The sequence below is a fragment of the Caballeronia sp. LjRoot31 genome, assembly GCF_964253885.1.
GTDB lineage: Bacteria > Pseudomonadota > Gammaproteobacteria > Burkholderiales > Burkholderiaceae > Caballeronia.
Genome location: NZ_CAXURX020000001.1, coordinates 3,889,814 through 3,915,298, shown reverse-complemented (window position 1 = coordinate 3,915,298; position 25,485 = coordinate 3,889,814). Strand labels below are relative to the sequence as shown.

The window sequence follows — 25,485 nt, the reverse complement described above, 5'->3', positions numbered from 1 at the left end:
AAACGGAAGCGCCGGTGGTTCAGGAGTTGGCATCTGTCCCGACAATGCGCGAGCCAATGACCCGCCGCGAGCAGAAGCAGGCCTACGAGAACAACAAGTTGTTCAAGCGGCTGGCGCGTCAGGTGGGCGAGGCCGTCACGGATTACAACATGATCGAAGACGGCGACAAGGTCATGGTCTGCCTGTCCGGCGGCAAGGATTCGTACGCGATGCTCGAACTCCTGATGCGGCTGCGCGAACGCGCGCCGATCAACTTCGACATCGTGGCGGTGAATCTCGATCAGAAACAGCCGGGGTTTCCGGAGCATGTGCTGCCCGAGTATTTGAGCAAGCTGGATATCCCGTTTCATATCGAGAATCAGGATACTTACAGCATCGTCAAGCGGCTTGTACCGGAGGGAAAAACGACGTGTTCACTGTGTTCGAGGTTGCGGCGCGGGATTTTATATCGTGTGGCCGGTGAGCTTGGGGCGACGAAAATTGCGCTTGGGCATCATCGCGACGACATTCTGCAAACTCTGTTTTTGAATATGTTCTATGGTGGCAAGCTAAAAGGCATGCCGCCGAAACTGCAATCCGACGATGGCAAGAACATCGTGATCCGGCCGCTTGCTTACGCGAAGGAAAAAGATCTGGAGAAGTTCGCCGAGCTGCGCGAATTCCCGATCATTCCGTGCAATCTATGCGGTAGCCAGCCGAACCTGAAGCGCGCCGAAATGAAGGCACTGATCCGCGATTGGGAAAAGCGTTTCCCGGGCCGCGTGGAAAATATGTTCAACGCGCTGTCGAATGTCGTGCCTTCGCATTTGATGGATCACAAGCTGTTTGCGTTCGGCGGATTGCGCGCGACGGGCGTGGCGGACCCGGCCGGGGATATCGCGTTCGATGAAGACCCGTGTTCGACGGAATCAACCTCGCAGACTATTTCGATTGTTCAGTTCGACGATATTTGAGGGTTGAGCAGGAAACGTCGGTCGGAAACAAGCGCGCCCGTTGAGCGCGCTTGTTTTTTTGGATGTCTTGCATTACGCCAACAAGTTACTTTCGGCGTTACTTGAGTCGCATAAAATAATTACCAAGGTTTTGTGAAATTAGTTTGCAATCCATATTAACGAGATAATCGCGGTGTTAAGTTGACCGGCTTCACGGCATTTCGCCGATAAAAAGAGCGATGTATGCCCAAAGCTGATGTCATCAACGAGCGCAGAAAGCGCGTATTTACCGCGCTCGGTGCGTTTTTCATCAGCGCAGTATTGTTCTCAACTAATAGCGTGGCTCAGTTGGCGCCTGTTCCAATGTATTTGCCGGGCAATTCGGCAGTACGTATATATGCGCCGCTTCCGTCCCGGTTTCGGAAGCCGCCTTCAGACGAACTGCCTTTGCCGACGTTTCCTGGGGATCCGGCATCTTCGCCGATGCTTTATCCTGGTCAACCGACACAATGGCATCGGCAATCCACGCAAGCGCTCTCCGATCAAGCCTCACCCTTGGACGCCCAAGCCGTACAACCCGCACAGGCGAGCACATGCCAACTCAAGCGTGAGGCAACGCTTCCGATGACGAAGGTATTGACTCATTACACCGTGCCCGTCGATATCGACGGAAACGTGTATCCGATGATGGTCGATTCGGGTGCCGAGCGTACGACACTTGAACAGGGCGTTGTCGACACCTTGCATCTTGCCGAGGACTCGGACCACGCCTCTGAGACGAAGGGGGTTGCTGGCAGTGTCGGGTATCAATATCCCCGGATTCTTCCGTCGCTGAAGCTCGGATCGTCGGAATGGATCGACCTGCGCGTGCTCGTTGTCCCGAGCGGGGCGGTGGCGCCAGGGGCGCAAGCATCTGCTCTGGCCGGGGTTCTTGGCGCGGATGTCATGAGCCGCTATGACGTGGAGTTAGACTTTCCCGCCCTCACAATGTCGCTATACACCGCAACCGGCTGCCTGGGCCGTTTCGCGCCGTGGCAGGGTGACTATCAGGCGTACTCCGCCGATAAAACGCGCGGCAATCGATTCATCCTGCATGTCGCGCTAAATGGACGTCCGCTACGAGCCTATGTGGATACCGGCACGGGTGTTTCGCTCGTGACAACAGCGGCGGCGGACTTGGCCGGCGTAGATTCCGTCGCGCTGGCACACGATCCTCAATCGTCGGGTACAGGTTTTGGCGGCATGCGGATCGGTACTTACCACCACAAATTTTCGATGAGCATCGGCACGGTGAACTATCCGAATGCGCCGCTGACCGTGGTGAACACAAGCTTCCGGGATGCAGGCATGCTGCTTGGCATGGACTTTATGAGGAACCGGAGGGTATGGCTGTCGTATTCGGCCGGCTGGGTGTTCATGCAGATCGCCGGTGACAAGAGCGCCGTGCCGGGTGCGCCAGGCGGCGCCAATGCATCGTTCAAACACTCTTTTTATGTGCCTCGCGACAACGGGGCCGGGCGCCCGGTTGCATTGAACGCTCCGCAGTCGTAGGCGTTTGCGCTTCTTGCGTCGCCAATCGCGAGATTGAAACAGTGTGTTGCAAGCCCGCAGAAACGTTACTCAGCAAGGCCGGCGCGGGTTTTGCCGCCCACGTGCGCGTGCTATATTGGCGGCTCCAAACACTTCCACGAAGCTGACGCCATGAACATTGTTATTTTGGCGGCAGGCACGGGCAAGCGCATGCGTTCCGCCTTGCCGAAAGTCCTTCATCCCCTGGCTGGCCGGCCGCTCCTTTCCCATGTGCTCGACGTTGCGCGCGCGCTCAAGCCCACACGGCTTGTCGTCGTGATCGGACACGGGGCGGAACAGGTTCAAAAGGCAGTCGGCGCACCCGATGTCCAGTTCGCCGTGCAGGACCAGCAACTGGGCACCGGCCACGCGGTTCAGCAAGCGCTGCCGCTGCTCGACCTTTCCGTGCCAACGCTCATTCTTTACGGCGATGTGCCGCTCACCCGCGTCAGCACGCTGCAACGCCTGGCCGATACCGCCGCCAACGGCCGCTACGGCGTCCTGACCGTCACGCTGGACGATCCGACCGGGTACGGCCGCATCGTGCGTGATCCAACCGGCGCCGTGCAGTGCATTGTCGAGCAGAAAGACGCCAATGCCGGGCAGTTGACGATTGCCGAGATCAACACGGGCATCGTCATTACGCCGACCGCGCAGTTGGGCGAATGGCTGGCATCGCTAAAAAACGACAACGTGCAGGGCGAGTTTTATCTCACCGATGTCGTCGAGCGCGCGCTCGAAGCCGGCATTGACGTGGTTACATCGCAACCGGACGAAGAGTGGGAAACGCTCGGCGTGAACAGCAAGCAGCAACTCGCCGAACTCGAACGGATTCATCAAGGCAACGTCGCCGAGGCGCTGCTGGCCGCCGGCGTCACGCTGCTGGACCCCGCGCGCATTGATGTGCGCGGCACGCTGACCTGCGGACGCGATGTTTCCATCGACGTGAATTGCGTCTTCGAAGGCGACGTCACGCTGGCGGATAACGTGACCGTCGGCCCGAATTGCGTGATTCGCAACGCGTCAATTGGCACGGGGACGCGGATTGATGCATTCACGCACATTGAGGGCGGCACGACCGGCGCGAATGTCGTGCTGGGGCCGTATGCGCGCTTGCGGCCGGGCGCGGTGCTCGGTGACGAAGCGCACGTGGGCAACTTCGTCGAAGTGAAAAACGCGGTATTCGGGCGTGGGTCGAAGGCGAACCATTTGAGCTATATCGGCGACTCGGATATTGGGGCGCGAGTGAATATCGGTGCGGGCACGATCACGTGCAACTACGACGGCGCGAACAAATTCCGGACGGTGATCGAGGACGATGTGTTTGTGGGCTCGGACACACAGTTCGTTGCGCCGGTGCGAGTGGGGCGAGGTGCTTCCATCGCGGCTGGGACGACCGTCTGGAAGGATGTCGCGGAAGATCAGCTCGTGCTGAACGAAAAAACTCAGGTCAGTAAGAGCGGTTACGTACGGCCGATAAAAAAGAAAGCTTGAACAATACGGACGGCTCTGTCATGTGCTTGAGCGCGCGCCCTGGCGGCGAGCGCCGGGCGTTTTCGAGCGATTCAAAAACAATCTGAAAAGGACAACGCCATGTGCGGAATTGTCGGCGCGGTTGCGCAACGTAACATCGTATCGGTGCTGGTCGAAGGTCTGCGGCGGCTTGAATATCGCGGCTACGACTCTTGCGGTGTAGCCGTGATTGCCGATGGCGAACCGAAGCGCGCGCGCAGCGTTGCGCGCGTGGCCGATCTCGCCGATCAGGTTCGCGATACGCATCTGGAAGGCGTAACTGGCATTGCGCACACGCGTTGGGCGACCCACGGCGCGCCCGTCACGGACAACGCACATCCCATCTTTTCGCGTAACGAACTGGCGCTGGTGCATAACGGGATCATCGAGAATTACGAGACCTTGCGGACCATGCTGCGCGGGAAGGGCTACGAGTTCGTCTCGCAGACAGATACCGAAGTCATCGCGCATTTGATCCACAGCATGTATCGCGGCGATCTGTTTCAGACCGTGCGCGACGCCGTGAAGGAGTTGCATGGCGCGTACGCCATTGCCGTGATCCACAAGGATCAGCCGCATACGGTTGTCGGCGCACGGCAGGGGTCGCCGCTGGTTGTAGGCGTGGGTGACGGCGAGAATTTCCTCGCCTCCGATGCGCTCGCGCTCGCCGGCAGCACGGATCGTTTTGCGTTCCTCGATGAAGGCGATGTGGTCGAGATCACGCTGGATGGCGTGAAGATTGTCGATCGTGATGGAATGCCGGCCGAGCGCGAAGTGCGCGTGGTCGCAGCGTATGGCGGCGCGGTTGAGCTTGGGCCGTATCGGCATTTCATGCAGAAGGAAATCTTCGAGCAGCCGCGCGCGATCACCGACACCATTCCTCAAACCGATCGGTTCGCAGCAGAGTTGTTCGGGGCGGACGCGGCAGAGGTTTTCGCCGATATCGACAGCGTGCTTATTCTTGCGTGCGGCACAAGTTCGTATGCGGGCATGACGGCGAAGTACTGGCTTGAATCGGTTGCGAAGATTCCGACGCAAGTGGAGATTGCGAGTGAGTACCGGTATCGCGAATCGGTACCGAATCCACGAGCTTTGGTTGTAGTGATTTCGCAGTCGGGCGAGACCGCCGATACGCTCGCCGCGTTGAAGCATGCGCAAGCGCTGGGACATAAACATACGCTGGCGGTTTGCAATGTCGCTTCCAGCGCGATGGTCCGGTTGACGAAGCTCGCGTTTCTCACGCATGCGGGGACCGAGATTGGGGTAGCTTCGACTAAAGCGTTTACTACGCAGTTGGTCGGGATGTTTGTGCTGGCTGTCACGCTTGGGACGTTGCGTGGGCATGTGAGTGAGAAGCAGGAAACCGATTATCTGACGCAGTTGCGGCATTTGCCGGCGGCGCTGAATAGCGTATTGGCGCTGGAGCCGCAGATTATTGCGTGGTCGGAGGAGTTTTCACGCAAGGAGAATGCGCTGTTCCTCGGGCGCGGGTTGCATTATCCGATCGCGCTTGAAGGCGCGTTGAAGCTTAAGGAGATTTCGTATATTCATGCGGAAGCTTATCCGGCCGGGGAGTTGAAGCATGGGCCTTTGGCGCTGGTGACTGAGGCTATGCCGGTGGTGACGGTGGCGCCTAATGACACGCTTCTGGAGAAGCTGAAGTCGAATATGCAAGAGGTCAGGGCGCGAGGCGGCGAGTTGTATGTTTTCGCCGATTCCGATACGCGGATCGTTAGCGAGGATGGGATTCACGTTATAAGGATGCCTGAGCATTATGGGTTGCTTTCACCCATTCTTCATGTCGTGCCGCTGCAGTTGCTGGCTTATCACACGGCTTGTGCCAGAGGGACGGATGTGGATAAGCCCAGGAATTTGGCGAAGAGCGTGACGGTGGAGTGAGGGGGGATGTTTCGCAGACCAAGCTCGGATACGTCGTTGCCAACTGTAATCATCGCGCAGCATTCCAGATAACCGAGCACTGCGAGTGACATCAGCGCTGCATCCACCAACATTCCATCGTCATCCGTTCGTTTGTGCGAAGGTTTAGTCGCTGCTACGGCAATGACCGGACAACGAACGATAGGGCTTGAAGTCGCAAACGAGGCATGCGGACCGAAGACCATCGGTTTCTTCAATTGCAACCCCGGCGAGCGACCGGACTGAACCCCGTGCCATACTTGCGGCTCCTCTCGCCCCTATGTCAACGACCGTGATGATTGCCTCTTCCGCGTCCATCGGCTTTAACTTCAACCCCCTCGACCGCCGCTCCGACAAGCGGGACGACCACGCCTTCTTCGAGCACCTACGCGGCGACCCGGCCGCGCGCTTTCTTGTCTTCGACGGCGACGTCCCCTTGCTCAAGCGAGGCAGCGGGCATGACCCTTGGTTCGTCGCCAGCGAGACCGCTGCCTTCGGCCAGCCGCTTCATAGCATCTTCCTCGGGGAAGACACCGACGGCAGCGGACGCTTTGCGCTCGGCTTCGCATTCAACCCTGCCCCGGAGGACCCATCGCCAGGCACCGGCTATGACCGCATCGATCTTCGCTCGCTCGCGCTGCAAGACCTCGTCGCTGCGGGCGTGCTCGGAATACTGGCCGAGGCGAAGTCGATGCTCGACTGGCATCGCCGCCACTCCTTCTGCGCAAACTGCGGCTCTCCAAGCCGCGTCACGGCGGCCGGCTGGCAACGCATCTGCGATGTTTGCAGCACACGCCATTTCCCGCGGGTGGATCCAGTCGTAATCATGCTGGTGATAGACGGCGAACGGTGTCTGCTCGGACGCCAGCGTCAATTCGCCCCTGGCATGTACTCGGCGCTTGCTGGTTTCGTTGAACCTGGCGAGACCGCGGAAGACGCCGTGCGCCGCGAAGTGATGGAGGAGGCTCGCGTGAAGTGTGCACAGGTTGTCTACTTCGCGTCGCAGCCGTGGCCGTTTCCTTCATCGCTGATGATCGGCTGCTTTGCGCAGGCGAGCGATACCGACATCGTCGTCGATACGGATGAACTCGAGGACGCCCGCTGGTTCTCGCGCCAGGAGGTTGCGGCGATGCTCGCGGGAACGCATGCGGATGGGCTGTCGACGCCCAAGCCGTTCGCCATTGCTCATCATTTGGTGCAGGCGTACGTCGAGAAGGGCGACTCGGTATTGCTCGGCTGAACGTCCGCAAAAGGAGCGCTTGCAATTGCACGGAATCGCCTGGTGCGCGAGGCCAGAAGCTGGATCGCTCACTCCGGCGTAAGGCGTCGGTGGGGACCGATTCTGGCAGTCCCTCAAGCTTATCCCATCGGCCCGATTCGAATGACGCGCGCCGACCTGCCTCGTCCGTCCGACTCATTCCGCGCGTCAGTGACTTCAACTTTCACGGTCGTCCGGTCGAAAGCTGGTAGGCCAGTTTTTCGTACAGTGACCAGACATAGCCGTCTGGTTTCAGTCCTACGCGGATAAAGCCAAGCGACTCGTAGTAGGCGCATAGCTTCGCGTTTTGGACGTCGCAGTCGAGCCGAACAAAACGCCGGTTCATGCCGCTCACCTTGTTAGCACACCAATCAAGCATGAAGCTGCCAAGTCCACGTCCGTTAAAACCTTTTCTCACACAAAGCCCATGTACATAACCGGCGATCGGTTCTTGCGGCCCCCAGTGGCTGTCATCGTCGAAATCGAGCGAAAACGTTCCGACGGACGTTCCATCTTGCTCGACGACATACACTTCTTTTTGGGAAACATTGTTTAGTACCCATCTCTCGGAAAATCCGTCTCCTTCCTTGCCCCACGCATAGTCGCAGTGCGCCACCTTCTTTGCGTGCGCATCGTTACGGATTTGCGTGAGAGCCGGTACGTCCCCTTCCCCTGCCATACGGATGATTCTTTTTGTCATCACTTATCCCTTTGATAGCTACGGGAGAGCGAATGTTAGCAGCATGCCGTCACAGTGAAAGCGGGCCACACGGTCGTTTTTCGTGGAGGTGCCAAGGCTTGCGCCCGGGTAACGGCTGACGTATCAGACTGGGCGCTCAAGCGGTAGCTCTACTTCTGAAAAATGGCGATGTTTTCTACAAGCCAGCGGGTCAGAGGCAAAGGAGCTTCTCCCGTCACCTCCTGGACAGTCGTGGTCGTTTCGCTCATTGCCGAGTCGCGGAATGCCTGGTCGAGACCGACAAGCAGGTCCGCGACGAACGCCGGAAGCCCTTCTGCCAGCAGAACATCTCGCTTCTGTTCGAGGGTTCGCTCCCCATAAATGACTTTGCGGCCTAGCAGTCGTGAAAGTTCGTCTGCAATTTCATGCGTCGTCATGGCACGTGGGCCCGTGAGGTGATAGACACGCTGAGACTCAGGTTCCAACGATCAAGTGGTGCTTTGCATCGACCGCTACGGCCGACTGCGCGGGCGGTAGCCGCCCACAGAAGGACGCGACGCAACTATCAAACACATGCACCCGCAATGGGCATCGTGTCGAATTGCAAGATGACAGGCACAATACGCAGCGATGCCGCCGAAACGCGTCGTGCTCGATATTCGAATGCGCCGATACCGCATCACCGAATTCGCCTCTTCGATGCTTTCATGAACCACACTATCCTCGACCGTCCTGTCCCTCCCGCGCCCGTGCCGAATTCGCCGCGCTTCCTGCTGTTCCTGATCTGCCTGTTCGCCTCCGCCGGGCAGCTCGCGATCGACATCTACGTGCCGGCGCTACCCGCGATGGCGCGTTTCTTCGCTACTTCGCCTCAGGCAATCCAGTCGAGCGTTTCCGGCTACATGGCGGCTTACGCGCTCGGCCAACTCGTCTTCGGGCCCGTAGCCGATGCATACGGACGCAAACCCGTACTGGCTTTCGGCCTCGTCATTTTCACGATCGGCTGCCTGCTGTCGCTCGCCGCGCCGAATCTGGAGACGTTTCTCCTCGCCCGCTGCCTGCAGGGCTTCGGCATCGCCGCCACGAACCTGCTCGCGAAGGCAATCATCACCGACTCGTTTTCTGGGCAGGCGCTGATGCATGCGTTCACCTACATGGCAATCGCGTGGGGGCTTGCGCCGATCGTGGCGCCCGTGATTGGCGCCCACCTGCAGACGTTGTTTGGCTGGAAGGCCTGCCTCGTCTTCCTGCTCGTCTATTCGCTTGTAATGTGGGCGGTGATCTGGCGATACCGAGAAACGTTGCTGCGCCCGATGCGCCTGGAGCCGCGCGCGCTGATGACAAACGCGGGCAAGGTGCTCTCGAGTCCGGTGTTCCAGAGTTGCTTCCTCGCCCAGGGCCTGTGCTACAGCATCTTGCTCGTCTTCAACATCATCGGACCGTTCATGGTGCAGAACACGCTGCACAAGCCCCCGACCTATTTCGGCTACCTCGCGCTCGGCATCGGGATGATGTATTTCCTGGGCGGCCTGTCGAACCGTATGCACGGCCCGCGTCTGCCGACCCCGGAACAGCGGCTGTACATCGGTGCGCGCTTGATGGCGGCCACGTCGATTGCGATGCTGTTACTTGCGCTGACGGTCGGCCTGCGCGTATGGACGCTCGCGACACCGGTGCTCGTGATGGGGTTCTGCGCAGGCGCGATGTATCCGACGTTGATGGCCAAGGGCAATTCCCTGTTCCCGCATATCGCGGGCCTGACAAGCGCGATCCTCGGATGTGCACTGCTGCTCGTGTCGTCGGCAATGATGGGGCTCGCCGGCTTCTTGTCGGTGCAGGTCCTGACGCCGCTCGCGGTGTTCTTCGTGATCCTCGCGTTCGGGGTGGTCTGGATGGTGACGAAGCTGCTGCGACATCTGGCTCAACTGCAGCCCGACGCAGCCGTGTGCCGCAATGGCAAGGCGGCGTAGCGCGTAACCGGCGGCCGCTCAGGCGATCTGATTTCCCTGGAACGCCGTCAGGGTTCTTTTCCGATTGGATAAAGAGCGGCGGAATTTCGCTGATGAGCGCCGCCTTCGTTACGCGTCCGTTCCCGGTGCCGGTGCCGTGTCGGGCGACATACCGTGTCACCTCGCCTCCGCCCGTGGAATGACCGATGTGCCCGCATTCTTGAGATCGAGCGCCTTGTTGAGTTCGGCAACGTCGGCTGCGTAGGTGTCCATATCGTTGCGCGCACGGTTTGGGCCGATCGGACTATCATAATCAACGGTGATCGTGCCGGCACCCGTGTTCTCGCCGTGAAGCATGCGAGCTTGCTCAGGCTTGCTCGCGACGGATAACCGGGCCCGCCTCATCGAGGCCAACATACCGCTTGAGAAGCGGACATTGCGGGCTCGGGTTAAGCGCGCCTTCGATATGCTTTACGGTACGTCAAGGCGATCGGTCTTGACGCCACAAGATTCGCCATGAACCGGCTATCTATCTGTATTATATCGATTATTTTCGATAATTTTCCGCGCAAAGATCCGCCAGAATAGCCGCCATGATCGTCTCCAAGCCCAAATATCCGTATTACGCGGTTCACCGGATGCATCCGCTGCTGCCTTCCGAGCCGAAGCTGGACGCCCTGCGCCCATTAGCCGCCGATGTGATCGGGCGGGCAAAGGATCTGGCAGCCCACGGCATGCCGCATCTGCGCAATCTGCTGCGCGAGGCGCTGCGGCCGATGAACTCCTACTATACGAACAAGATAGAGGGACAACATACCGAGCCGCTGCTGATCGAGCGCGCGTTGCAAAAAGATTTCTCCAGCAGGCCTGATGAAGCGCGCAAGCAACGCATCGCGGTCGCTCATATTGTCACCGAGCGCTGGGGCGAAAAGACTTTCCCCATATTCGACTCCAATGTGTTCTTTGAAGCGTCCGTACCTCAAGCCATTCATAGGCATCTGCACGACCAGTTGTCGCCCGAGGATCTTCTTCAGATTGACGACGATGGCAAAGAGGAAAAAATCACACCGGGTGTATGGCGGGATAGAGGTGTCAAGGTCGGCTCGCATATTCCCCCCGACCCGGCAACGGTACCGGACTTCATGGACGAGTGGTATCGAGGCTACCGTTATGCGCGAGCCGGTGAAACCGCGGTTATCGCTTTGATGGCGGCCCACCACCGGCTCGCGTGGATTCACCCGTTTCTCGACGGCAATGGACGCACCGCGCGACTGCATACTCATGCCGGACTTTCGGCGTTAGGACTGACGCAAGGACTATGGTCCCCAATGCGTGGCTTCGCTCGTGACCAGCGTGCTTACTATGACCATCTGATAGCCGCTGATCAACGCCGCAAAGGCGACTACGACGGGCGAGGGGTTTTGAGCGAAAGCGGTCTGGTGGAATTTATCGCTTTCTGCATGAACCTCTGCCTCGATCAGATCGGCTTCATGGACGGTATGCTCCAAATGCCCGCATTTGAGGCGAGGCTAGCCCAGATGCTGGCGGCGGAGGCGACCAAGAGCGACACACGGTTCTTGAGAACTGAGGCGGCACAACCGCTCGCCTATCTGGCAACCGTCGAGTCGATGGACAGAGCCCGGTTCAAGGGCATGATGGGGCTAGCGAGCCGAACCGCGGATCGTGTGCTGGCGGATCTTTTCAAGCTGGGCATCGTTCGTTCGAGAACGCCCAAAGGTCCCGTTGAACTCGCATTGCCAATTACCTTGTTCCGATATCTGTTTCCGCGTCTATGGCCGGAAGCCGAAGCTGATACTGCCTGAAAAACGACCGAACACATCTGGGCAATCGTCGGTTGTTACGCTCGCCACGCGTCACGACCATGCCAGTTCAACGCGAACTCCAATCATCCGCACAGCAGCCCCGTCCCGGACGATCACGCAACAAATATTGCGGTAGCATTGCCACTGCAATCCCGCCGTGGGCGCATATCTCAATTCGTCATCTTACTATCCGTGAAAAATCCTGCCAAACCCTCGTGGGTCGACATCAAGGCTCAACTTTCCACGTTCGATCGCGCTGGTCTGCTAGGCCTCGTCCAGGACCTGTACGCCGCAAGCAAGGACAATCAGGCGTTTCTACACGCCAGATTCGGCTTGGGAAACGATGTCCTGAAGGTATACAAAAAGGTCATAGACACATGCGTATGGCCAGACGCTTTCAAGAATCAAGACGTATCGGTCTCGAAAGCGAAGAAAGCGATCTCCGACTACAAGAAAGCAATTGGTCGGCCAGAGGGCCTGACGGAACTTATGGTGTTCTATTGCGAGCGGGCCGCTGGATTCTGCGATGACATTGGGATGGAAGACGACGCCTTTTTCGGAGCGCTGGTGCGTATGTACGAACAGGCGCTGAAGTCGGTGGCCTCCCTGCCGAATGTCGAACGCGATGCGTTTATCGCTCGGCTCGATGCAGTACGCCGCGTTTGTGCCAACTTCGGTTACGGGGTCAGCGACGACATGAACGCACTGTTTGCTGATTACGTCTCCGACGACCGCTAATCGCGAACCAGGGTCACGATGGAGTAAGAGCTTGGCTCGTCCCGTTGCTAGGGTGGTGCGTCACAAATAATGCAACTTGATTGCAATTGCGAGTCTGGCGCCAGCCGGATGCGTGTCGGCCGGAGTGGCTGTTGGAGAGCGCGTGCGTCATCTGATCCGGCTCCAGAGGGTTTTGGCAACTTTAGAAGATGATCCGGGTTATGCCAAAAAATACGGTGTCCTGATCAATAAATGGAAATGAGATCCGCTGATTGTCCAGCGCAGGCATGCGGTAAGCCTCGTCCTGGGTTCCTTACAATGGGACAACGCATTCACCCGCTAATCCGGCCAACCTTACAACGTCTGACCGGCGTCATGTCAGGTAACAAAGTGATGTTGCGGCGCAGGGTGCATTTGTGGCGCAATGAGTGGTGATAGTGGACGGCGCGCCGCCGCCGATGCAATCAGATTGCGTTCGTAGCAGCGATCGAGATTGAAATTTTCTTTTAAGATAGTTAAATATACAAAGCTTGTGTCGTCTCGTTGTCGGACTGCCAATCCGGTATGAAGAATGAGTCTGCATGGGACCGGAGTAGGCGCTATGGGATCAGAGTAAGCGCTCACTCCGGTCGACACAGAGGGAATGCACTTGAAAAGTGATTCGTGGACCTCGGGGCCTGCTTACAAAAAACATACGCATCCCCGATCACGGCGCGCGGTGAAGGGCTGCATCGCGCTCGTCGTTGCGACGTCCCTTGCGGCGTGCATGGTCGGCCCGGACTATCGCAAGCCCGAGGTCCAGGTACCCGAAGGGTTCAAGGAAGGCGTCGACTGGCAGCGCGCCGAGGCGAATCCGCAGGCCGCGATTTCGAGCACGTGGTGGCGCATGTATGGCGACGACAAGCTCAATGGTCTCGTCGAGCAGGCATTGCAGGCGAACCAGTCGATCGCGGCGGCCGAAGCCGCTTACCGCGTCGCGCTTGCAACCGTAGAGGAAGACCGGGCGGGCCTGTTTCCGGTCGTCAAGGCCGGCCTGTCCGGCTCGCGTTCCGGCGGCAATATCGGAGGGCTTGCGGCGAGTACCGGTTCGTCGTCCGTCGGGGCGGGTAACAGCGTGATTGCCTCCGGGACCGTCAGTTGGGAACTGGACCTGTGGGGACAGATACGGCGCCAGATCGAGCAAGTGAAAGCGAACGCCGAGTCATCGGATGCGCAGCTTGCCGGCGAACGCATCTCGATCGCGGCCAGTGTCGCGACCGACTACTTCCAGCTGCGCCAGGCAGACTTCGACATTCACGCGTTGAAGGAGCAGCAGGACATCGACAGCCGGATTCTCTCGATGACGCAAACCGGGTTCGCTGAAGGCGAAGCGTCGAACGACGACGTGCTCGACGCGCAGCAGACGCTCGAGATTGTGATCGCCGACCTGCAGGCGACCGAAACGACACGCGAGCAGGACGAGCACGCGATTGCCGTGCTGACCGGCACACCGCCGGAGTCATTCAGCATCGACTCCGATCCGGACTATCCTTTCATTTCACCTGCGCTGCCGCCGGCCCTGCCTTCCCAATTGCTCGAGCGGCGCTACGACGTGGTGAGTGCCGAGCGCACGGCGGCGGCGGCCAACGCGGGCATTGGCGTGGCCGAAGCCGCGTTCTATCCGTCGCTGACGCTCACGGCCGAGGGCGGTTTCGCGCACAACACGCTGGCGCATCTGTTCACCGTGCCGAGCCGCTTCTGGACGCTCGGCCCCGATCTCGCGGAAACGATTTTCGACGCCGGCGCACGGACGGCCGCCGTGCACGGCGCGCGCGCGACCTACGACGAAGAGGTCGCGAACTACCGGAATACGGTCCTGACGGCGTTCCAGAGCGTGGAGGACAGCCTGTCGTCGATGAATCACCTGCGGGCGCAGGCAAATGCGTTCGCGAAGGTGTACGACAGCAACAGCCGGCTGTTCGCAAGCCAACAGGCGCAATTCGATGCCGGCGCGGTCAGCCAGCAGAACGTTCTGACGCAACGGCTGACATTGATCCAGGCGGAGCAGAGTCTGCGCGACACGCAGGCGCTGCTCGCCGAAAGCAACGTGCTGCTCGTCAAGAACCTTGGCGGTGGCTGGCAGCGCGACGACGCGGAGGTCGCGTCGGTGCCGGCCGCCGCTTCATCGCCCGCTTCGGAAACTGCAGTACGACCTGCCGCGGCGGGGTCAGCCGACTGACTTACATGCTGTTCCCTACGATGTGGCATTGCGCGGCCTAACGCGTGTGCCGGCCTCAAGCAAGAACGGAGTTCTCATGAAGTCACGTGCTCAGCGCGCGCCGCTGTCGTATCTGTGTCTGATCGTACTCGCCGCCTGCTCGAAAAGCGCGCCGCCGCCTCCGCCGCCGCAGGTTGCGGTGGTGACGGTGCACATGCAGTCGGTGCCGCTCGAGCGTCAGTTCGTCGGCCGGCTTTCACCTTACTACAGCGCGAACGTAACGGCCCGCGTGTCCGGCGTGCTGCTGCGGCGCACCTACACGGAGGGCTCGCCGGTTCGCGCGGGGCAGCTCCTGTTCGAGATCGATCCGGTCTTTTACCGTGCGCAGCTCAATAATGACCTCGCGCTGCTGGCCGAGGATCAGGCCACCTACGTCAACGACCACATCACGGCTCTGCGCAATCGCAAGCTGCTGCCGGTCGGTTCGGTCTCGCAGCAGACCGTCGACAATTCCGATGCCGCCGAACGCAGCGCGGCGGCCAAGCTCAAGGCCGACGAGGCAACCGTCCAGAGCGCACGGGTCTCGCTCAACTACACGCAGGTGACGGCGCCGATCAGCGGTATCGCCGGACAGCAACAGGTGACGGCGGGCGCGGTGGTCGGCACCAGCACGTCTGATACGGGTGGCAGCGGCACGCTGCTGACGACCGTCCAGCAGATCGACCCGATGTACGTGAACTTCACGCTCAGTTCCGCCGATCTGGCGACGCTGCAGCAGTCCCAGAGCAGCGGCTCGATCGATCTGTCGCAGCAGAATCACACCACGGTGCAGATCGCGCTGCCCAATCGCGCGTCGTACGGCACTGCGGGCACGCTTGATTTCTCAGACGTGACGGTGAATGCGGCGACCGGCTCGATCAATATGCGTGCGCTCGTCGCGAACCCGCAGCGGCGTCTGCTGCCCGGCATGTATGTGTCGCTAAGCGTCAATTTTGGCCAGCAGAACAATGTGTTCCTGATCCCGCAGCAGGCCGTGTAACGCGACACGGTCGGCGCATATGTGTTCGTGGTTGGCGCGGACGGCAAGGTGGCGCGCAAGGACGTAGAGGCGACCAATAGCCTTGGCAACAACTGGGTCGTCACGCACGGGCTCGCAGACGGCGACCAGATCATCGTGACGGGTGTGCAGATGGCGCGGGAAGGGGCACCGGTGAAGACCGTCGCGTGGCAGCTGCCCGAGGCGGCAGCAGGTGCGTCGGCCTCGGCCGCGTCCATAGGGGTGGCGTCGAGTCCCGCGGCGTCACCGGCGTCGGCCGGCATGGCGAAATAGGAGAGCGCTCATGCCTAGTTTTTTCATTAACCGCCCCGTTTTCGCCTGGGTCATTGCGATCCTGATCTGCCTCTTCGGCATCATCTCCGTGCACGGCATGGGGATCGATTCGTACCCGGACATCGCGCCGCCGGAAGTGACCGTTACGGCGCAGTACCCGGGCGCAAGCGCGCAGACGATGGAATCGACGGTGACCCAGGTGATCGAGCAGCAGCTCACGGGCATCGACAACCTGCTGTATTTTAGTTCGACATCGAGCTCGAACGGGCAGACCCAGATCACCCTCACGTTCGCGACCGGCACCAACCCGGACATCGCGCAGGTGCAGGTGCAGAACAAGGTCACGCTCGCCCAGCCGCTGCTGCCTTCGCAGGTCACGCAGCAAGGGGTCGTGGTGGCGAAGGCGAGCCCGGACATCCTGATGTTCGTCGCGCTGCAGTCGGACAATCCGGCGATCGATGCAGGTCGTCTCTCCGATATCCTCGCGTCGCAGATCCAGCCCAACATCGGCCGTGTGAACGGGGTCGGCAATACGACGCTGCTCGGCTCGGAGTACGCGGTGCGCATCTGGCTCGACCCCGACAAGCTGCAGAGTTACGGGCTATCGACGACCCAGGTGCTCAATGCCGTGTCCTCGCAGAATGCGCAGTTCGCAGCCGGCTCGCTAGGGGCTGATCCGGCCGTGAAAGGGCAGGTGTTTACGGCGAACGTGACGGGCGACAGCCTCTTTTCGTCGCTCAAGCAGTTCCAGGACATCATTGTCGTCGCGAACAGCAACGGCACCACGGTCAAGCTCTCCGACGTGGCGCGCATTTCGTTCGGCTCGCAGACATACGGCTTCGCGCCGGTCTATAACGGCAAGGCGGCGGGGGGCATGGCCGTGTTCCTGCTGCCGGGCGCCAACGCGCTCGCGGTCGCGAAGGCAGTCAAAGCCGAGATGGCGGCGCTCGCGAAGGATCTGCCGGAGGGCGTCACGTGGAGCGTGCCCTACGACACCACGCCGTTTATTACCGCATCGATCGTGGACGTGATCCGCACGCTCGTCGAGGCGATCGTGCTGGTGTTTTTCGTGATGCTGATCTTCCTGCAGAATCTGCGGGCCACGATCATTCCGACGCTCGTGATTCCGGTCGCGCTGCTCGGCACTTTCATTGGCCTGTCGGCGCTGCACTACACGCTCAACCAGTTGACCCTGTTCGGCATGGTGCTCGCGATCGGCATCGTGGTCGACGATGCGATCGTCGTGATCGAAAACGTCGAACGCATCATGACCGAGGAGCATTTAGAGCCAAGGGCGGCAACACGCAAGGCGATGGGCCAGATCACCGGCGCCATCATCGCGATCACGGTGGTGCTCTCCGCCGTGTTCATCCCATCCGCGCTGCAGCCAGGCGCGACCGGCATCATCTACGCGCAGTTCGCGCTGACAATTGCCGTATCGATGGGATTCTCCGCGTTCCTCGCGATGTCGTTCACTCCTTCGCTGTGCGCGGCGATCCTGAAGCCCGAACACGCGGAGAAGAAGAACTGGTTCTACCGCTGGTTCGACCGTAGTTTCGACTGGACGACAAAAAAGTATCTCGGACATGCCGGCCGCGCCGTGCAGCATGCGCCGCGCTGGATGATCGCATTCGTGCTCGTCGTGGTGCTGACTGGCTTCCTGTACACGAAGCTGCCGACCAGCTTCGTGCCTGATGAGGATCAGGGTTTTGTACTCGCACTTATCAACCTGCCGCCCGGCTCGACGCTGGAGAGCACCGATCACGTGATGACCGAGGTGCGCGACAAGCTCTCGAACAGTCCGTTCAGCAAGGAAATCGTGGGGATTTTCCAGCCAGAAGGTTTCAGCTTTGTCGGCACGAGCGAAAACGTCGGCATGTCGTTCATCAAGCTGGCTGACTGGGACAAGCGCGACGACACCGCGATGACGCTGATTCCGAAGATCAACCAGACCCTTCACGGCATTTCCGATGCGCAGATCTTCGCGGTGAATCTGCCGACCATCCGCGGTCTCAGCCAGTTCGGCGGCATCGACATGTATTTGCAGGCACGTGAAGGCCAGTCGCGCGCAGAGCTTGGTCAGGCCACGGGCACGCTGCTCGCCGGTGCGGCGAAGAGCCCGGTGCTGTTCGGGATCCGCCCCAACTCGCTGCCGAGCGCACCGCAACTGGACATCGCGGTGGACCGGACCCAGGCCCAGGCGATGGGCCTCACGCTGACCGATGTCTACAACACGCTCCAGATGGAGCTCGCGCCGTTTTACATCGACCAGTTCACTTACGGCGGGCGCGTGAAGCGCGTCTATATCCAGGCGGATGCGCCGTACCGGATGGGGCTCGATGCGCTCCAGCACCTGTATACGCCGAGCGTTTTCACAAACAGCGCCGGCACCAGCACGACCGCGAGCCAGTCGTCATCGACCGTCGCGAGCACGTCGCCGAACGGATTTACGACGCCCGCCGATCCCTCGCCCGCGAATACGTCGATCAGCCCCTACAACATGGTGCCGCTCGCAAGCGTGGTGAATGCCAAATGGAGCTTCGGACCAACGGTGCTGCCGCGCTACAACGGCTACTCCGCGATCGAGATCGTCGGCAACTCTGCGCCGAGCTATTCAACCGGGCAAGCGATCGATGTGCTGCAGAATATCGTGGACCGCCAGTTGCCGACGGGTTTCGCGGCGGACTGGACCGGGCAGTCGTTCCAGGAACTGCTGTCAGGCTCGTCGGCGGTGACGCTGCTATTGCTGTCGATCGTGGTGGTGTTCCTGTGTCTCGCCGCGCTGTATGAAAGCTGGTCGATTCCGGCTGCGGTGCTGCTGGTCGTGCCGCTCGGCATGCTCGGCATGCTGGCGTTCTGCCTCTCATTCGGAGTACCAAACGATATCTACTTCAAGATCGGCCTCGTGACCGTGATCGGTCTCGCGGCGAAAAACGCGATCCTGATCGTCGAGTTCGCGGTGGAGGGTCAGCAACGTGGCATGACGCTGCGCGATGCCGTCCTGACCGCGGCCCGGCTGAGACTGCGTCCGATCTTGATGACATCGATGGCCTTCATTCTCGGCGTGTTCCCGCTCGTTATCTCGTCAGGTGCAGGCGCCGCTTCGCGTCACGAGATTGGCACCGGCGTGATCGGCGGCATGCTGTTTGCGACGTTCCTCGGTTTGCTGCTGATTCCGGTGTTCTATGTAGCAGTACGGCGAATGCTTGGCGACAAGCTCGACGAGGTATCGCACAAGATGCCTCATCACGACGGCGGCGACGACGACGGCAAGCACGACGGTGGGACACCGGGTGGTGACGGTCATGGCGGCGGGAGCGGCAGCGGCCAAAGCCCTGCCGGGGAGGGCGCGCCAGCCTAGCGAGCCGACGCGCGCCAGATGCGACGCGCTTCAGTCAGCCATGCACCGCCGCAGCAACCGATGAAAAACACACGGCAACAGGCGCTGGAGACGCGCAATCAGATTCTCGACGCCGCCGAGCGGGTCTTCGCCGAGCATGGCGTCGCCCATACGACGCTGGAGGAGGTCGCGGTGCGGGCTGGGTTCACGCGCGGCGCGATTTACGGACACTTTCGCAACAAGGGCGCGCTATTCGTCGCCATGACGAACCGGGTCATGCTGCCAATGGAAATGCTGGTCGCAGCATCGGTTGATGCCGGCGAGCCCGATCCGCTAGGCAGGATACGGCAACTGCTGGTGTTCTGCCTCGGCAAGGCCGCAGTAGAGCCACACAGCCGCCGCGTGTTCGAAGTGCTGTTCACGAAGTGTGAGCACACGCGTGACATGGATCTTGTGTTTGATCGACAGCGCAACGCCGCCCGAGATGGAAGAAAGCAGCTTGAGCTTGCTTTGCGTAACGCCATCGCACGAGGGCAGTTGCCGCCCGACCTGGATACGGCTCGCGCGTCAAGCGTTGTGCATGCGTTCCTCGGCGGGGTCTTGCGAGACTGGCTGCTGGAGCAGGATTCGATCGTATTGCCGCGCGATGCTGAGTATCTGGCGGATGTGTGCATCGGCATGCTGGCGGATTCGCCTTCGTTGCGGCGAAGGTGCGGCGATACGCATTCGCTCGAATGACTTGGCGCGTGACGCCGGTCAGCGACGAGATCTACACACCATTGTCAACGGCTCCGGTTTCTTCCTGCATGGGCGCGCTATAGCTTGCGCGGCGGCGCTGTAGGTCCAGCGGGTCGTCGCGGATGAGAAGTTACGCGCAATAGTAAAAGCCGAAGCGATGAAGCGCGGCCAGATGATCTATCCGATGCACGGTACAGTGACGGCGCGGCAGGAGACCACGTGCTTCTGACGCCACCGTTCATCGCGACGGCCGGACAAATCGGCACCCGACGCCATAGACAGCGCATTAACCGCAAATCGGCGCACCGGGCGATCGCTAAGTGACAATCAAACTCTGGACAACCCATGACCCATCGCCTTCCGAATTTCGATATCGCCAACGCCACCGACGAACAAAAAACGGTTCTTCAAAGCATCCTGAACGGTCCACGCGGCAACTTGAACGGCCCGTTCCTCGGATGGATTCATAGTCCGGAACTGGCTGACCACGCTCAGCGGCTTGGCGCGTTTTGTCGATACAAGACGGGCTTGTCACTGCGCTTGTCTGAGCTGGCAATTCTCGTCACCGCCGCGCGATGGCAATCGCAAGGGGAGTGGTTCATTCACTATCCCATCGCGTTGGATGCAGGCGTTCCGAAGGCAGTTGCCGACGCCATCCACCGAGGCGAGCGGCCATCGTTCGATGACGCCGACGACGCGCTCATCTATGAGTTTGCCACTGAGCTATACGAGACCCGTCGAGTGTCCGATAAAACGTTTGCAGCAGCCGTCGCACGCTTCGAGCATGTGGTCGTCATCAATCTGGTCGGATTGCTCGGTTACTACGTGTTGGTCGCGATGACCCTGAACACGTTCGGCATGCGCGCCGAAGGGCAGACCACACTACCGTTCCCGGAATAACGAACCGTGATTAAAAAGCCACCTTACTTCGAAGGTGGCTTTTTTTACGTGCTACGCGTCGTCACATTCGGACCCAGCGCTCACAAAAAAGGCAGCATCAACCCGCGATGCGCGTCCATGCCTTATGGTTTTTAATGGATTGATATGTATACATAGTAATAGTTAACAAGCATCGACCGTTTCTGTGGATAAGCGATCAATCTCCCTTCGGATCAACGCTCTAGCGAAAAGGTAACTCGCGTACCAAGTGGGGAGTGCGACGGTGGCCGAAGGATAACTTCTGGCGTTTGATGCTCGGTACTCGAGTTATCAAGATTCCACCCACAGCTCTTCACCGAGTTATGCCGGAGTTATCCAGAGCTTTGCGTGCAGCAAGCAACGGCGCGCCACCAACATCGGCTCACTCATAAAGCTGCACGAGGGCTTCGCGGTTCACCACCACGATCTGGCTGTACTGCACCTTGATCCACCCCAGCCGTGACCACTCGGCGAGCTTGCGATTCATCGTCTGCCGGCTACTGCCCAGCAGCATGCTCAAGTCTTCCTGCGGCAAATGCAGGTCGATAATCCGTCCCGCCGGATGATCTGCCCCATACGCATCCACCAGCGTCACAAGATGCTTCGCGAGCCGCGCCGACAAACTCAGCAACGCGTGATCCTCGACCAGCGCGAACGAATATCGAATCACCGCGCACAACAGCAGCGCAAATTCCCGATACAAAGCCGGACGCCGCCCCAGCAGCGCCTCAACATCGCGTCTTGCGAGCGTCAACAACACGCACGGTCCGCAAGCGCGGATGTCATGCGTGCGCGGACCGCCATCGATCAATCCAATCTGCCCGAACCATTCATCCCGCCCGTAGTAATTGAAGATTGCCTCGCGTCCTTCCGCCGACACCGAGCTGATCCGCACCGCCCCGGACAGCACGCGATACAGCGAATCGGACGGCGCGTGTTTGCTGTGAATAGCGTCGCCGGCGTCGAGTTGGCGAACCGACCCACGCTCGACCATCCAGTCGATCTCCTCCAGAGGCAGCGCCGCGAGAACCGGGTCCTTGCGGACGCATGAGCGCAGTCGGGCAAGCGTATCCGCGTTGGTCCACGGACGCTCGCCGCCGTTCTCAGGGAATTGGGAGACTGTCATGTAGGCGACACTTTATTCGACGAAGTGCGGTTATAAACGTGTTCACACGACGCGATGCTTCGCGTCTGACGACAGCTTAACGGCACCGGGAGAAACCGGCTCGGCCGCCCAAAAAAGGTTAGACGAGACAGAGCGGGTCCGGTGTACGCCGGGCGGCTCATCCAATGGAGGACGTTCCTGTGCCATCACATTCACCCCTGCGTATCCTGATCACCGGCGGAACTGGTTTTATCGGCAAGCGGATTGCGCGTCACTTGCTCGATGCAGGCACGTTCCAGTTGGAGGGCGAAGCGCCCCGAGAGATTGGCAAGATCATTCTATTCGACGCCTTCCCCGGCGAAGACGTACCCAGCGATGCCCGCATTGAAGTCCGCATTGGCGATATCGACGACCGCGAGACCGTCGCGGAGATCACGCGCGATGTCGATCTCGTCTGGCATCTCGCCGCGGTCGTCAGTTCGGCGGCCGAGGCCGATTTCGATCTCGGCATGCAGGTGAATTTGTACGGCCTGCTGAACCTGCTCGAAGCATTGCGCGAGCGCAACACGCGCACGCGTCTGGTCTATGCAAGCGGCTTCGCGGTGTTCGGCGGAGAACTGCCGCCTGTCGTCACCGATGCAACCGCGCCTACGCCCAAATCGTCGTATGGCATGCAGAAGGCGGTCGGCGAATTGCTGGTGGCCGACTACAGCCGCCGGGGTTTTATCGATGGCCGCACGTTGCGCCTGCCAACCATCACGGTTCGTCCGGGCAAACCCAACAAGGCCGCGTCGACCTTCGTCAGTTCGATCATCCGCGAGCCGCTCAACGGTCAGCGCGCGGTGTGTCCGGTGAAGCCCGACACGGTTGTGTATATCTCGTCGCCGCGTCGCGCACTCGACGCCATGCTGCGCGCGATGCATCTCGCCGATGCCACCATCGGCGCCGAGCGCACGCTGCCATTACCGGGGCTGACGGTCAGCGTTGCCGGGATGGTGGAATCGCTGGCCCGCGCGGGCGGTGTGGCGGCGATCGAGTTGATCGATTGGGTGCCGGATGCTCAGGTGCAGCGCATTGTGGAAAGCTGGCCGACGCATGTCGAAGCCACGCGTGCGAGCGCGCTGGGTTTTCATGCCGATCCGGACTTCGATGCCATCGTAAAAGCGCATATCGAGGACGAAACTGTCCCCGTCGCGCGTACGGTTGACCCGCGAGGAGTGGGCGCATGAGCACACTATCCACGCCAGTTTCGGATCTGGAAAAGCAGACGATCAGCCGCGTGAAGCGCAGGTTGATCCCGTTTCTGGCGCTGCTTTTTATCGTTGCTTTTCTCGATCGGACCAACGTAGGTTTCGCTGCGTTGCGAATGAACCAGGACATTGGCATCAGTCAGACTTTGTATGGTTTCGGCGCGGGCATCTTCTTTCTCGGCTATTTTATTTTCGAAGTGCCGAGCAACATTTTCATGCATCGATACGGCGCGCGCCTCTGGATCGCGCGGATCATGGTGACGTGGGGCATCGTGGCGAGCGTGATGGGAATGCTGCAAACGCCCGTGCATTTTGTCGTGCTGCGGGCGCTGCTCGGGGTCGCTGAAGCGGGGTTCTTTCCCGGCGTCATCTATCTGCTCTCGTTGTGGTTTCCCGCGCGGTACCGCGCGCAGGTGATCGCGGGTTTCTATCTCGGCGTGCCGATCTCCCAGGTGATCGGCGCTCCGCTGAGCGTCAGCCTGATCGAGCTTGGCGAACATATCGGCGTGACGGGTTGGCGGCTGATGTATGTGCTCGAAGGGCTGCCGGCAATCTTGCTGGGTGTGGTCTGCTGGTTTTATCTGAGTGATAGGCCGTCGGAGGCGCGCTGGCTCACCGACGAACAACGCAATTGGCTTATGCGTACACTCGCGGCCGAGGAAGCCGCGAAACCGCTTGCCGTGGGCAAAGGCATGAGCCACGGCGCGCAGATCCGGACAGTGCTGAAAAACCGCGTCGTCTGGGCGATGGCATTGACTTACTTTGGCATCACATCCGGCTCGAACGCGATGAACTTCTTCTTCCCCAGCGTGCTCCAGTCGTTTCAGGAATCGTTTGGGATCAAGCTCGGACTGCTGCAAAACGGCCTGATTACAGCGATCCCGTACGCGCTTGCCGGCGTTGCGATGTTCTATTGGAGCAGGCGCTCGGACCGCAAGCAGGAGCGCTATGTTCACGTGGCCAGCGCTGCACTTCTGGCCGCGGTATCCATCGCGATTGCGCTCGTTGTGGACCATCCGCTGGCGACTATCGTGGGATTCATCCTGCTCGCAATCGGGGTCTATAGCGCGGTCATTACGTTCTGGGCTATCCCGGGTCAGGTACTCACGGGCGTGGGCGCGGCAGCGGGTATTGGACTGATCAATTCAGTCGGCAACCTGAGCGGTTTTGCAGGTCCGTACCTCATTGGACTGATCAAGACGGCGACCGGCAGCTATACGCCGGGCTTCCTGCTGATCGCCGCGCTGGTCGGTACGGGCGGGGTGGGCGCGCTGTTGTTGCCGCGCCGTCCCGGATCGGCGACCATGCCGATAGTGACTACCGAACAGCGAGGTGACGCATGAAGGACGAGGTGATTGCATTTCTAGGGACCGGCCTGATGGGCGAGCCGATGGCGCGTAACGTGCTGGCGGCCGGGTATGGCGTGCGAGCCTGGAATCGCTCGAAGGAGAAGGCTTCCGCGCTCGCTGAAAAAGGGGCCGTGGTTTGCGACACGCCAGCAGACGCCGCTCAAGGCGCGAACGTGCTGATCTGCATGCTGAGCGATGGTCCGACCTGCGACGCCGTGGTATTCCACGACAAGACTGTCCTGGCTGCGCTCAGCGCCGGCGCGACGGTGATCGTGATGAGTTCGATTCCCGTGGAGACCGCCGTCGAACAGTCGCGAACGAGCGCCGAGCGGGGTTTGGGTTATCTCGACGCGCCGGTATCGGGCGGCCAGCAAGGCGCGATCGATGCAACGCTCGCGATCATGGCCGGCGGCGAACTGGATACCTTCGAGGCGGCGCGCGAACTGCTTGGCGCAATGGGTCGCCCGGTGCGCGTTGGCCCCGCCGGAACAGGGCAGCAGACGAAGCTTGCGAATCAGTTGATCGTGGCGAACACGATCGCTGCCGTGGCCGAAGCGTTGTTGTTTGCCGAGCGTGGCGGTGCGGACCCTGCGAAGGTTATCGAGGCGCTTGCCGGTGGCTTCGCCGATTCGCCGATCCTGCGCAAGCACGGCCAACGCATGATCGACGAAACGTTCGCGCCCGGTGGTGCCGCAAAGTATCAGTTGAAGGACACGCGTACCGCGTTGGCGCGGGCGCGGTCCCTCGGGCTGGAGTTGCCGGTGGCGCATGTTGTGGATGCGCTGTTCGCTTCAATGGTCGATCACGGCGACGGCGATCTCGACCATAGCGCGCTCATTCGCGAGATTCGGCGGGAGAACAACTTGTCGTTAAGCCGTAAAGACGGTTGAGCGCATGGGCGA

Annotated in this window: 20 protein-coding genes and 2 pseudogenes; 18 read left to right on the top strand and 4 right to left on the bottom strand. The window is 60.4% G+C overall.

Annotated elements, in window-relative coordinates; translation table 11 throughout:
* The first annotated feature begins 44 nt into the window (after positions 1-44).
* The 5 genes from ttcA (at position 45) to nudC (ending at position 7,170) form a co-directional block, all read left to right on the top strand.
* Entirely contained in the window at positions 45-953 is a 909-nt protein-coding gene (gene ttcA, locus ACSQ8V_RS17525) for a tRNA 2-thiocytidine(32) synthetase TtcA (protein ID WP_436206682.1), read from the top strand.
* Positions 954-1,556: 603 nt separating this feature from the next.
* Complete coding sequence (locus ACSQ8V_RS17520) at positions 1,557-2,483, top strand: retroviral-like aspartic protease family protein (protein WP_436206459.1); 927 nt, start codon at positions 1,557-1,559, stop codon at positions 2,481-2,483.
* Positions 2,484-2,633: 150 nt separating this feature from the next.
* The gene (glmU, locus tag ACSQ8V_RS17515) at positions 2,634-3,995 is read left to right on the top strand and encodes a bifunctional UDP-N-acetylglucosamine diphosphorylase/glucosamine-1-phosphate N-acetyltransferase GlmU (protein WP_436206458.1); all 1,362 of its coding nucleotides are present in this window, start codon (positions 2,634-2,636) and stop codon (positions 3,993-3,995) included.
* A gap of 99 nt (positions 3,996-4,094) precedes the next feature.
* Positions 4,095-5,912, top strand: a complete 1,818-nt coding sequence (gene glmS / locus ACSQ8V_RS17510; protein ID WP_213768207.1) for a glutamine--fructose-6-phosphate transaminase (isomerizing) — start codon at positions 4,095-4,097, stop codon at positions 5,910-5,912.
* 298 nt (positions 5,913-6,210) lie between these two features.
* Entirely contained in the window at positions 6,211-7,170 is a 960-nt protein-coding gene (gene nudC, locus ACSQ8V_RS17505) for an NAD(+) diphosphatase (protein ID WP_436206457.1), read from the top strand.
* Between the two features lie 202 nt (positions 7,171-7,372).
* Here the strand turns inward: nudC and ACSQ8V_RS17500 are convergent, their stop codons facing one another.
* Entirely contained in the window at positions 7,373-7,888 is a 516-nt protein-coding gene (locus ACSQ8V_RS17500; protein ID WP_436206456.1) for a GNAT family N-acetyltransferase, read from the bottom strand.
* 149 nt (positions 7,889-8,037) lie between these two features.
* Entirely contained in the window at positions 8,038-8,304 is a 267-nt protein-coding gene (locus tag ACSQ8V_RS17495) for a hypothetical protein (protein ID WP_436206455.1), read from the bottom strand.
* A 270-nt stretch (positions 8,305-8,574) separates the two neighbouring features.
* On the opposite strand from ACSQ8V_RS17495, the gene ACSQ8V_RS17490 reads away from it, so the two are divergent.
* Positions 8,575-9,837 carry a multidrug effflux MFS transporter gene (locus tag ACSQ8V_RS17490; protein ID WP_436206454.1) on the top strand — a complete coding sequence of 421 codons (1,263 nt, stop codon included), beginning with the start codon at positions 8,575-8,577 and terminating at the stop codon, positions 9,835-9,837.
* A gap of 37 nt (positions 9,838-9,874) precedes the next feature.
* Here ACSQ8V_RS17490 and ACSQ8V_RS17485 read toward each other — a convergent pair.
* Positions 9,875-10,095, bottom strand: a pseudogene (locus tag ACSQ8V_RS17485) (alpha/beta fold hydrolase); the annotation flags it as partial.
* Between the two features lie 314 nt (positions 10,096-10,409).
* On the opposite strand from ACSQ8V_RS17485, the gene ACSQ8V_RS17480 reads away from it, so the two are divergent.
* The 9 genes and pseudogenes from ACSQ8V_RS17480 to ACSQ8V_RS17440 all read left to right on the top strand — a co-directional run bounded on the left by ACSQ8V_RS17480 (position 10,410) and on the right by ACSQ8V_RS17440 (position 20,861).
* Complete coding sequence (locus ACSQ8V_RS17480) at positions 10,410-11,639, top strand: Fic family protein (RefSeq protein ID WP_436206453.1); 1,230 nt, start codon at positions 10,410-10,412, stop codon at positions 11,637-11,639.
* 138 nt (positions 11,640-11,777) lie between these two features.
* Positions 11,778-12,377, top strand: coding sequence for a hypothetical protein (locus ACSQ8V_RS17475; protein ID WP_436206452.1), 600 nt, complete (start codon positions 11,778-11,780; stop codon positions 12,375-12,377).
* A 628-nt stretch (positions 12,378-13,005) separates the two neighbouring features.
* Positions 13,006-14,574, top strand: coding sequence for an efflux transporter outer membrane subunit (locus ACSQ8V_RS17470; RefSeq protein WP_255631737.1), 1,569 nt, complete (start codon positions 13,006-13,008; stop codon positions 14,572-14,574).
* Between the two features lie 76 nt (positions 14,575-14,650).
* Positions 14,651-15,592 (top strand): efflux RND transporter periplasmic adaptor subunit, encoded by a 942-nt coding sequence (locus ACSQ8V_RS17465; RefSeq protein WP_436206451.1) that lies wholly within the window; start codon positions 14,651-14,653, stop codon positions 15,590-15,592.
* A gap of 21 nt (positions 15,593-15,613) precedes the next feature.
* Positions 15,614-15,883: a hypothetical protein gene (locus ACSQ8V_RS17460; protein WP_436206450.1), complete on the top strand. Its 270-nt coding sequence runs from the start codon at positions 15,614-15,616 to the stop codon at positions 15,881-15,883.
* Between the two features lie 10 nt (positions 15,884-15,893).
* The gene (locus tag ACSQ8V_RS17455; protein WP_436206449.1) at positions 15,894-19,244 is read left to right on the top strand and encodes an efflux RND transporter permease subunit; all 3,351 of its coding nucleotides are present in this window, start codon (positions 15,894-15,896) and stop codon (positions 19,242-19,244) included.
* A 60-nt stretch (positions 19,245-19,304) separates the two neighbouring features.
* Positions 19,305-19,961, top strand: a complete 657-nt coding sequence (locus ACSQ8V_RS17450) for a TetR family transcriptional regulator (protein ID WP_436206448.1) — start codon at positions 19,305-19,307, stop codon at positions 19,959-19,961.
* An 11-nt stretch (positions 19,962-19,972) separates the two neighbouring features.
* Positions 19,973-20,285: pseudogene (locus tag ACSQ8V_RS17445) on the top strand (hypothetical protein); the annotation flags it as partial.
* 21 nt (positions 20,286-20,306) lie between these two features.
* On the top strand, positions 20,307-20,861 hold the full coding sequence (locus ACSQ8V_RS17440) for a carboxymuconolactone decarboxylase family protein (protein ID WP_213768217.1): 555 nt from the start codon (positions 20,307-20,309) through the stop codon (positions 20,859-20,861).
* 400 nt (positions 20,862-21,261) lie between these two features.
* Here ACSQ8V_RS17440 and ACSQ8V_RS17435 read toward each other — a convergent pair whose 3' ends face one another.
* Positions 21,262-22,005 (bottom strand): Crp/Fnr family transcriptional regulator, encoded by a 744-nt coding sequence (locus ACSQ8V_RS17435; RefSeq protein ID WP_213768218.1) that lies wholly within the window; start codon positions 22,003-22,005, stop codon positions 21,262-21,264.
* Positions 22,006-22,202: 197 nt separating this feature from the next.
* Here ACSQ8V_RS17435 and denD point away from each other — a divergent pair, with 197 nt between their 5' ends.
* From denD to ACSQ8V_RS17420, 3 genes are read left to right on the top strand one after another with little or no spacing between them, the layout of a single operon-like run.
* A complete protein-coding gene (denD, locus tag ACSQ8V_RS17430) occupies positions 22,203-23,213 on the top strand; it encodes a D-erythronate dehydrogenase (RefSeq protein WP_436206681.1) in 1,011 nt (336 codons plus the stop codon).
* Positions 23,210-24,577, top strand: coding sequence for an MFS transporter (locus tag ACSQ8V_RS17425; protein WP_436206447.1), 1,368 nt, complete (start codon positions 23,210-23,212; stop codon positions 24,575-24,577). Before denD ends, ACSQ8V_RS17425 begins: the two co-directional genes overlap by 4 nt.
* Positions 24,574-25,473, top strand: a complete 900-nt coding sequence (locus tag ACSQ8V_RS17420; protein WP_436206446.1) for an NAD(P)-dependent oxidoreductase — start codon at positions 24,574-24,576, stop codon at positions 25,471-25,473. The genes ACSQ8V_RS17425 and ACSQ8V_RS17420 overlap by 4 nt, the downstream gene beginning before the upstream one ends.
* The last annotated feature ends 12 nt before the right edge of the window (positions 25,474-25,485 follow it).

Coding starts and splice junctions, on each gene's coding strand:
- ttcA (WP_436206682.1), top strand. CDS start 45: ATGCGCGAGCCAATGACCCGCCGCGAGCAGAAGCAGGCCTACGAGAAC.
- ACSQ8V_RS17520 (WP_436206459.1), top strand. CDS start 1,557: ATGACGAAGGTATTGACTCATTACACCGTGCCCGTCGATATCGACGGA.
- glmU (WP_436206458.1), top strand. CDS start 2,634: ATGAACATTGTTATTTTGGCGGCAGGCACGGGCAAGCGCATGCGTTCC.
- glmS (WP_213768207.1), top strand. CDS start 4,095: ATGTGCGGAATTGTCGGCGCGGTTGCGCAACGTAACATCGTATCGGTG.
- nudC (WP_436206457.1), top strand. CDS start 6,211: ATGTCAACGACCGTGATGATTGCCTCTTCCGCGTCCATCGGCTTTAAC.
- ACSQ8V_RS17500 (WP_436206456.1), bottom strand. CDS start 7,888: ATGACAAAAAGAATCATCCGTATGGCAGGGGAAGGGGACGTACCGGCT.
- ACSQ8V_RS17495 (WP_436206455.1), bottom strand. CDS start 8,304: ATGACGACGCATGAAATTGCAGACGAACTTTCACGACTGCTAGGCCGC.
- ACSQ8V_RS17490 (WP_436206454.1), top strand. CDS start 8,575: ATGAACCACACTATCCTCGACCGTCCTGTCCCTCCCGCGCCCGTGCCG.
- ACSQ8V_RS17480 (WP_436206453.1), top strand. CDS start 10,410: ATGATCGTCTCCAAGCCCAAATATCCGTATTACGCGGTTCACCGGATG.
- ACSQ8V_RS17465 (WP_436206451.1), top strand. CDS start 14,651: ATGAAGTCACGTGCTCAGCGCGCGCCGCTGTCGTATCTGTGTCTGATC.
- ACSQ8V_RS17455 (WP_436206449.1), top strand. CDS start 15,894: ATGCCTAGTTTTTTCATTAACCGCCCCGTTTTCGCCTGGGTCATTGCG.
- ACSQ8V_RS17450 (WP_436206448.1), top strand. CDS start 19,305: ATGAAAAACACACGGCAACAGGCGCTGGAGACGCGCAATCAGATTCTC.
- ACSQ8V_RS17440 (WP_213768217.1), top strand. CDS start 20,307: ATGACCCATCGCCTTCCGAATTTCGATATCGCCAACGCCACCGACGAA.
- ACSQ8V_RS17435 (WP_213768218.1), bottom strand. CDS start 22,005: ATGACAGTCTCCCAATTCCCTGAGAACGGCGGCGAGCGTCCGTGGACC.
- ACSQ8V_RS17425 (WP_436206447.1), top strand. CDS start 23,210: ATGAGCACACTATCCACGCCAGTTTCGGATCTGGAAAAGCAGACGATC.
- ACSQ8V_RS17420 (WP_436206446.1), top strand. CDS start 24,574: ATGAAGGACGAGGTGATTGCATTTCTAGGGACCGGCCTGATGGGCGAG.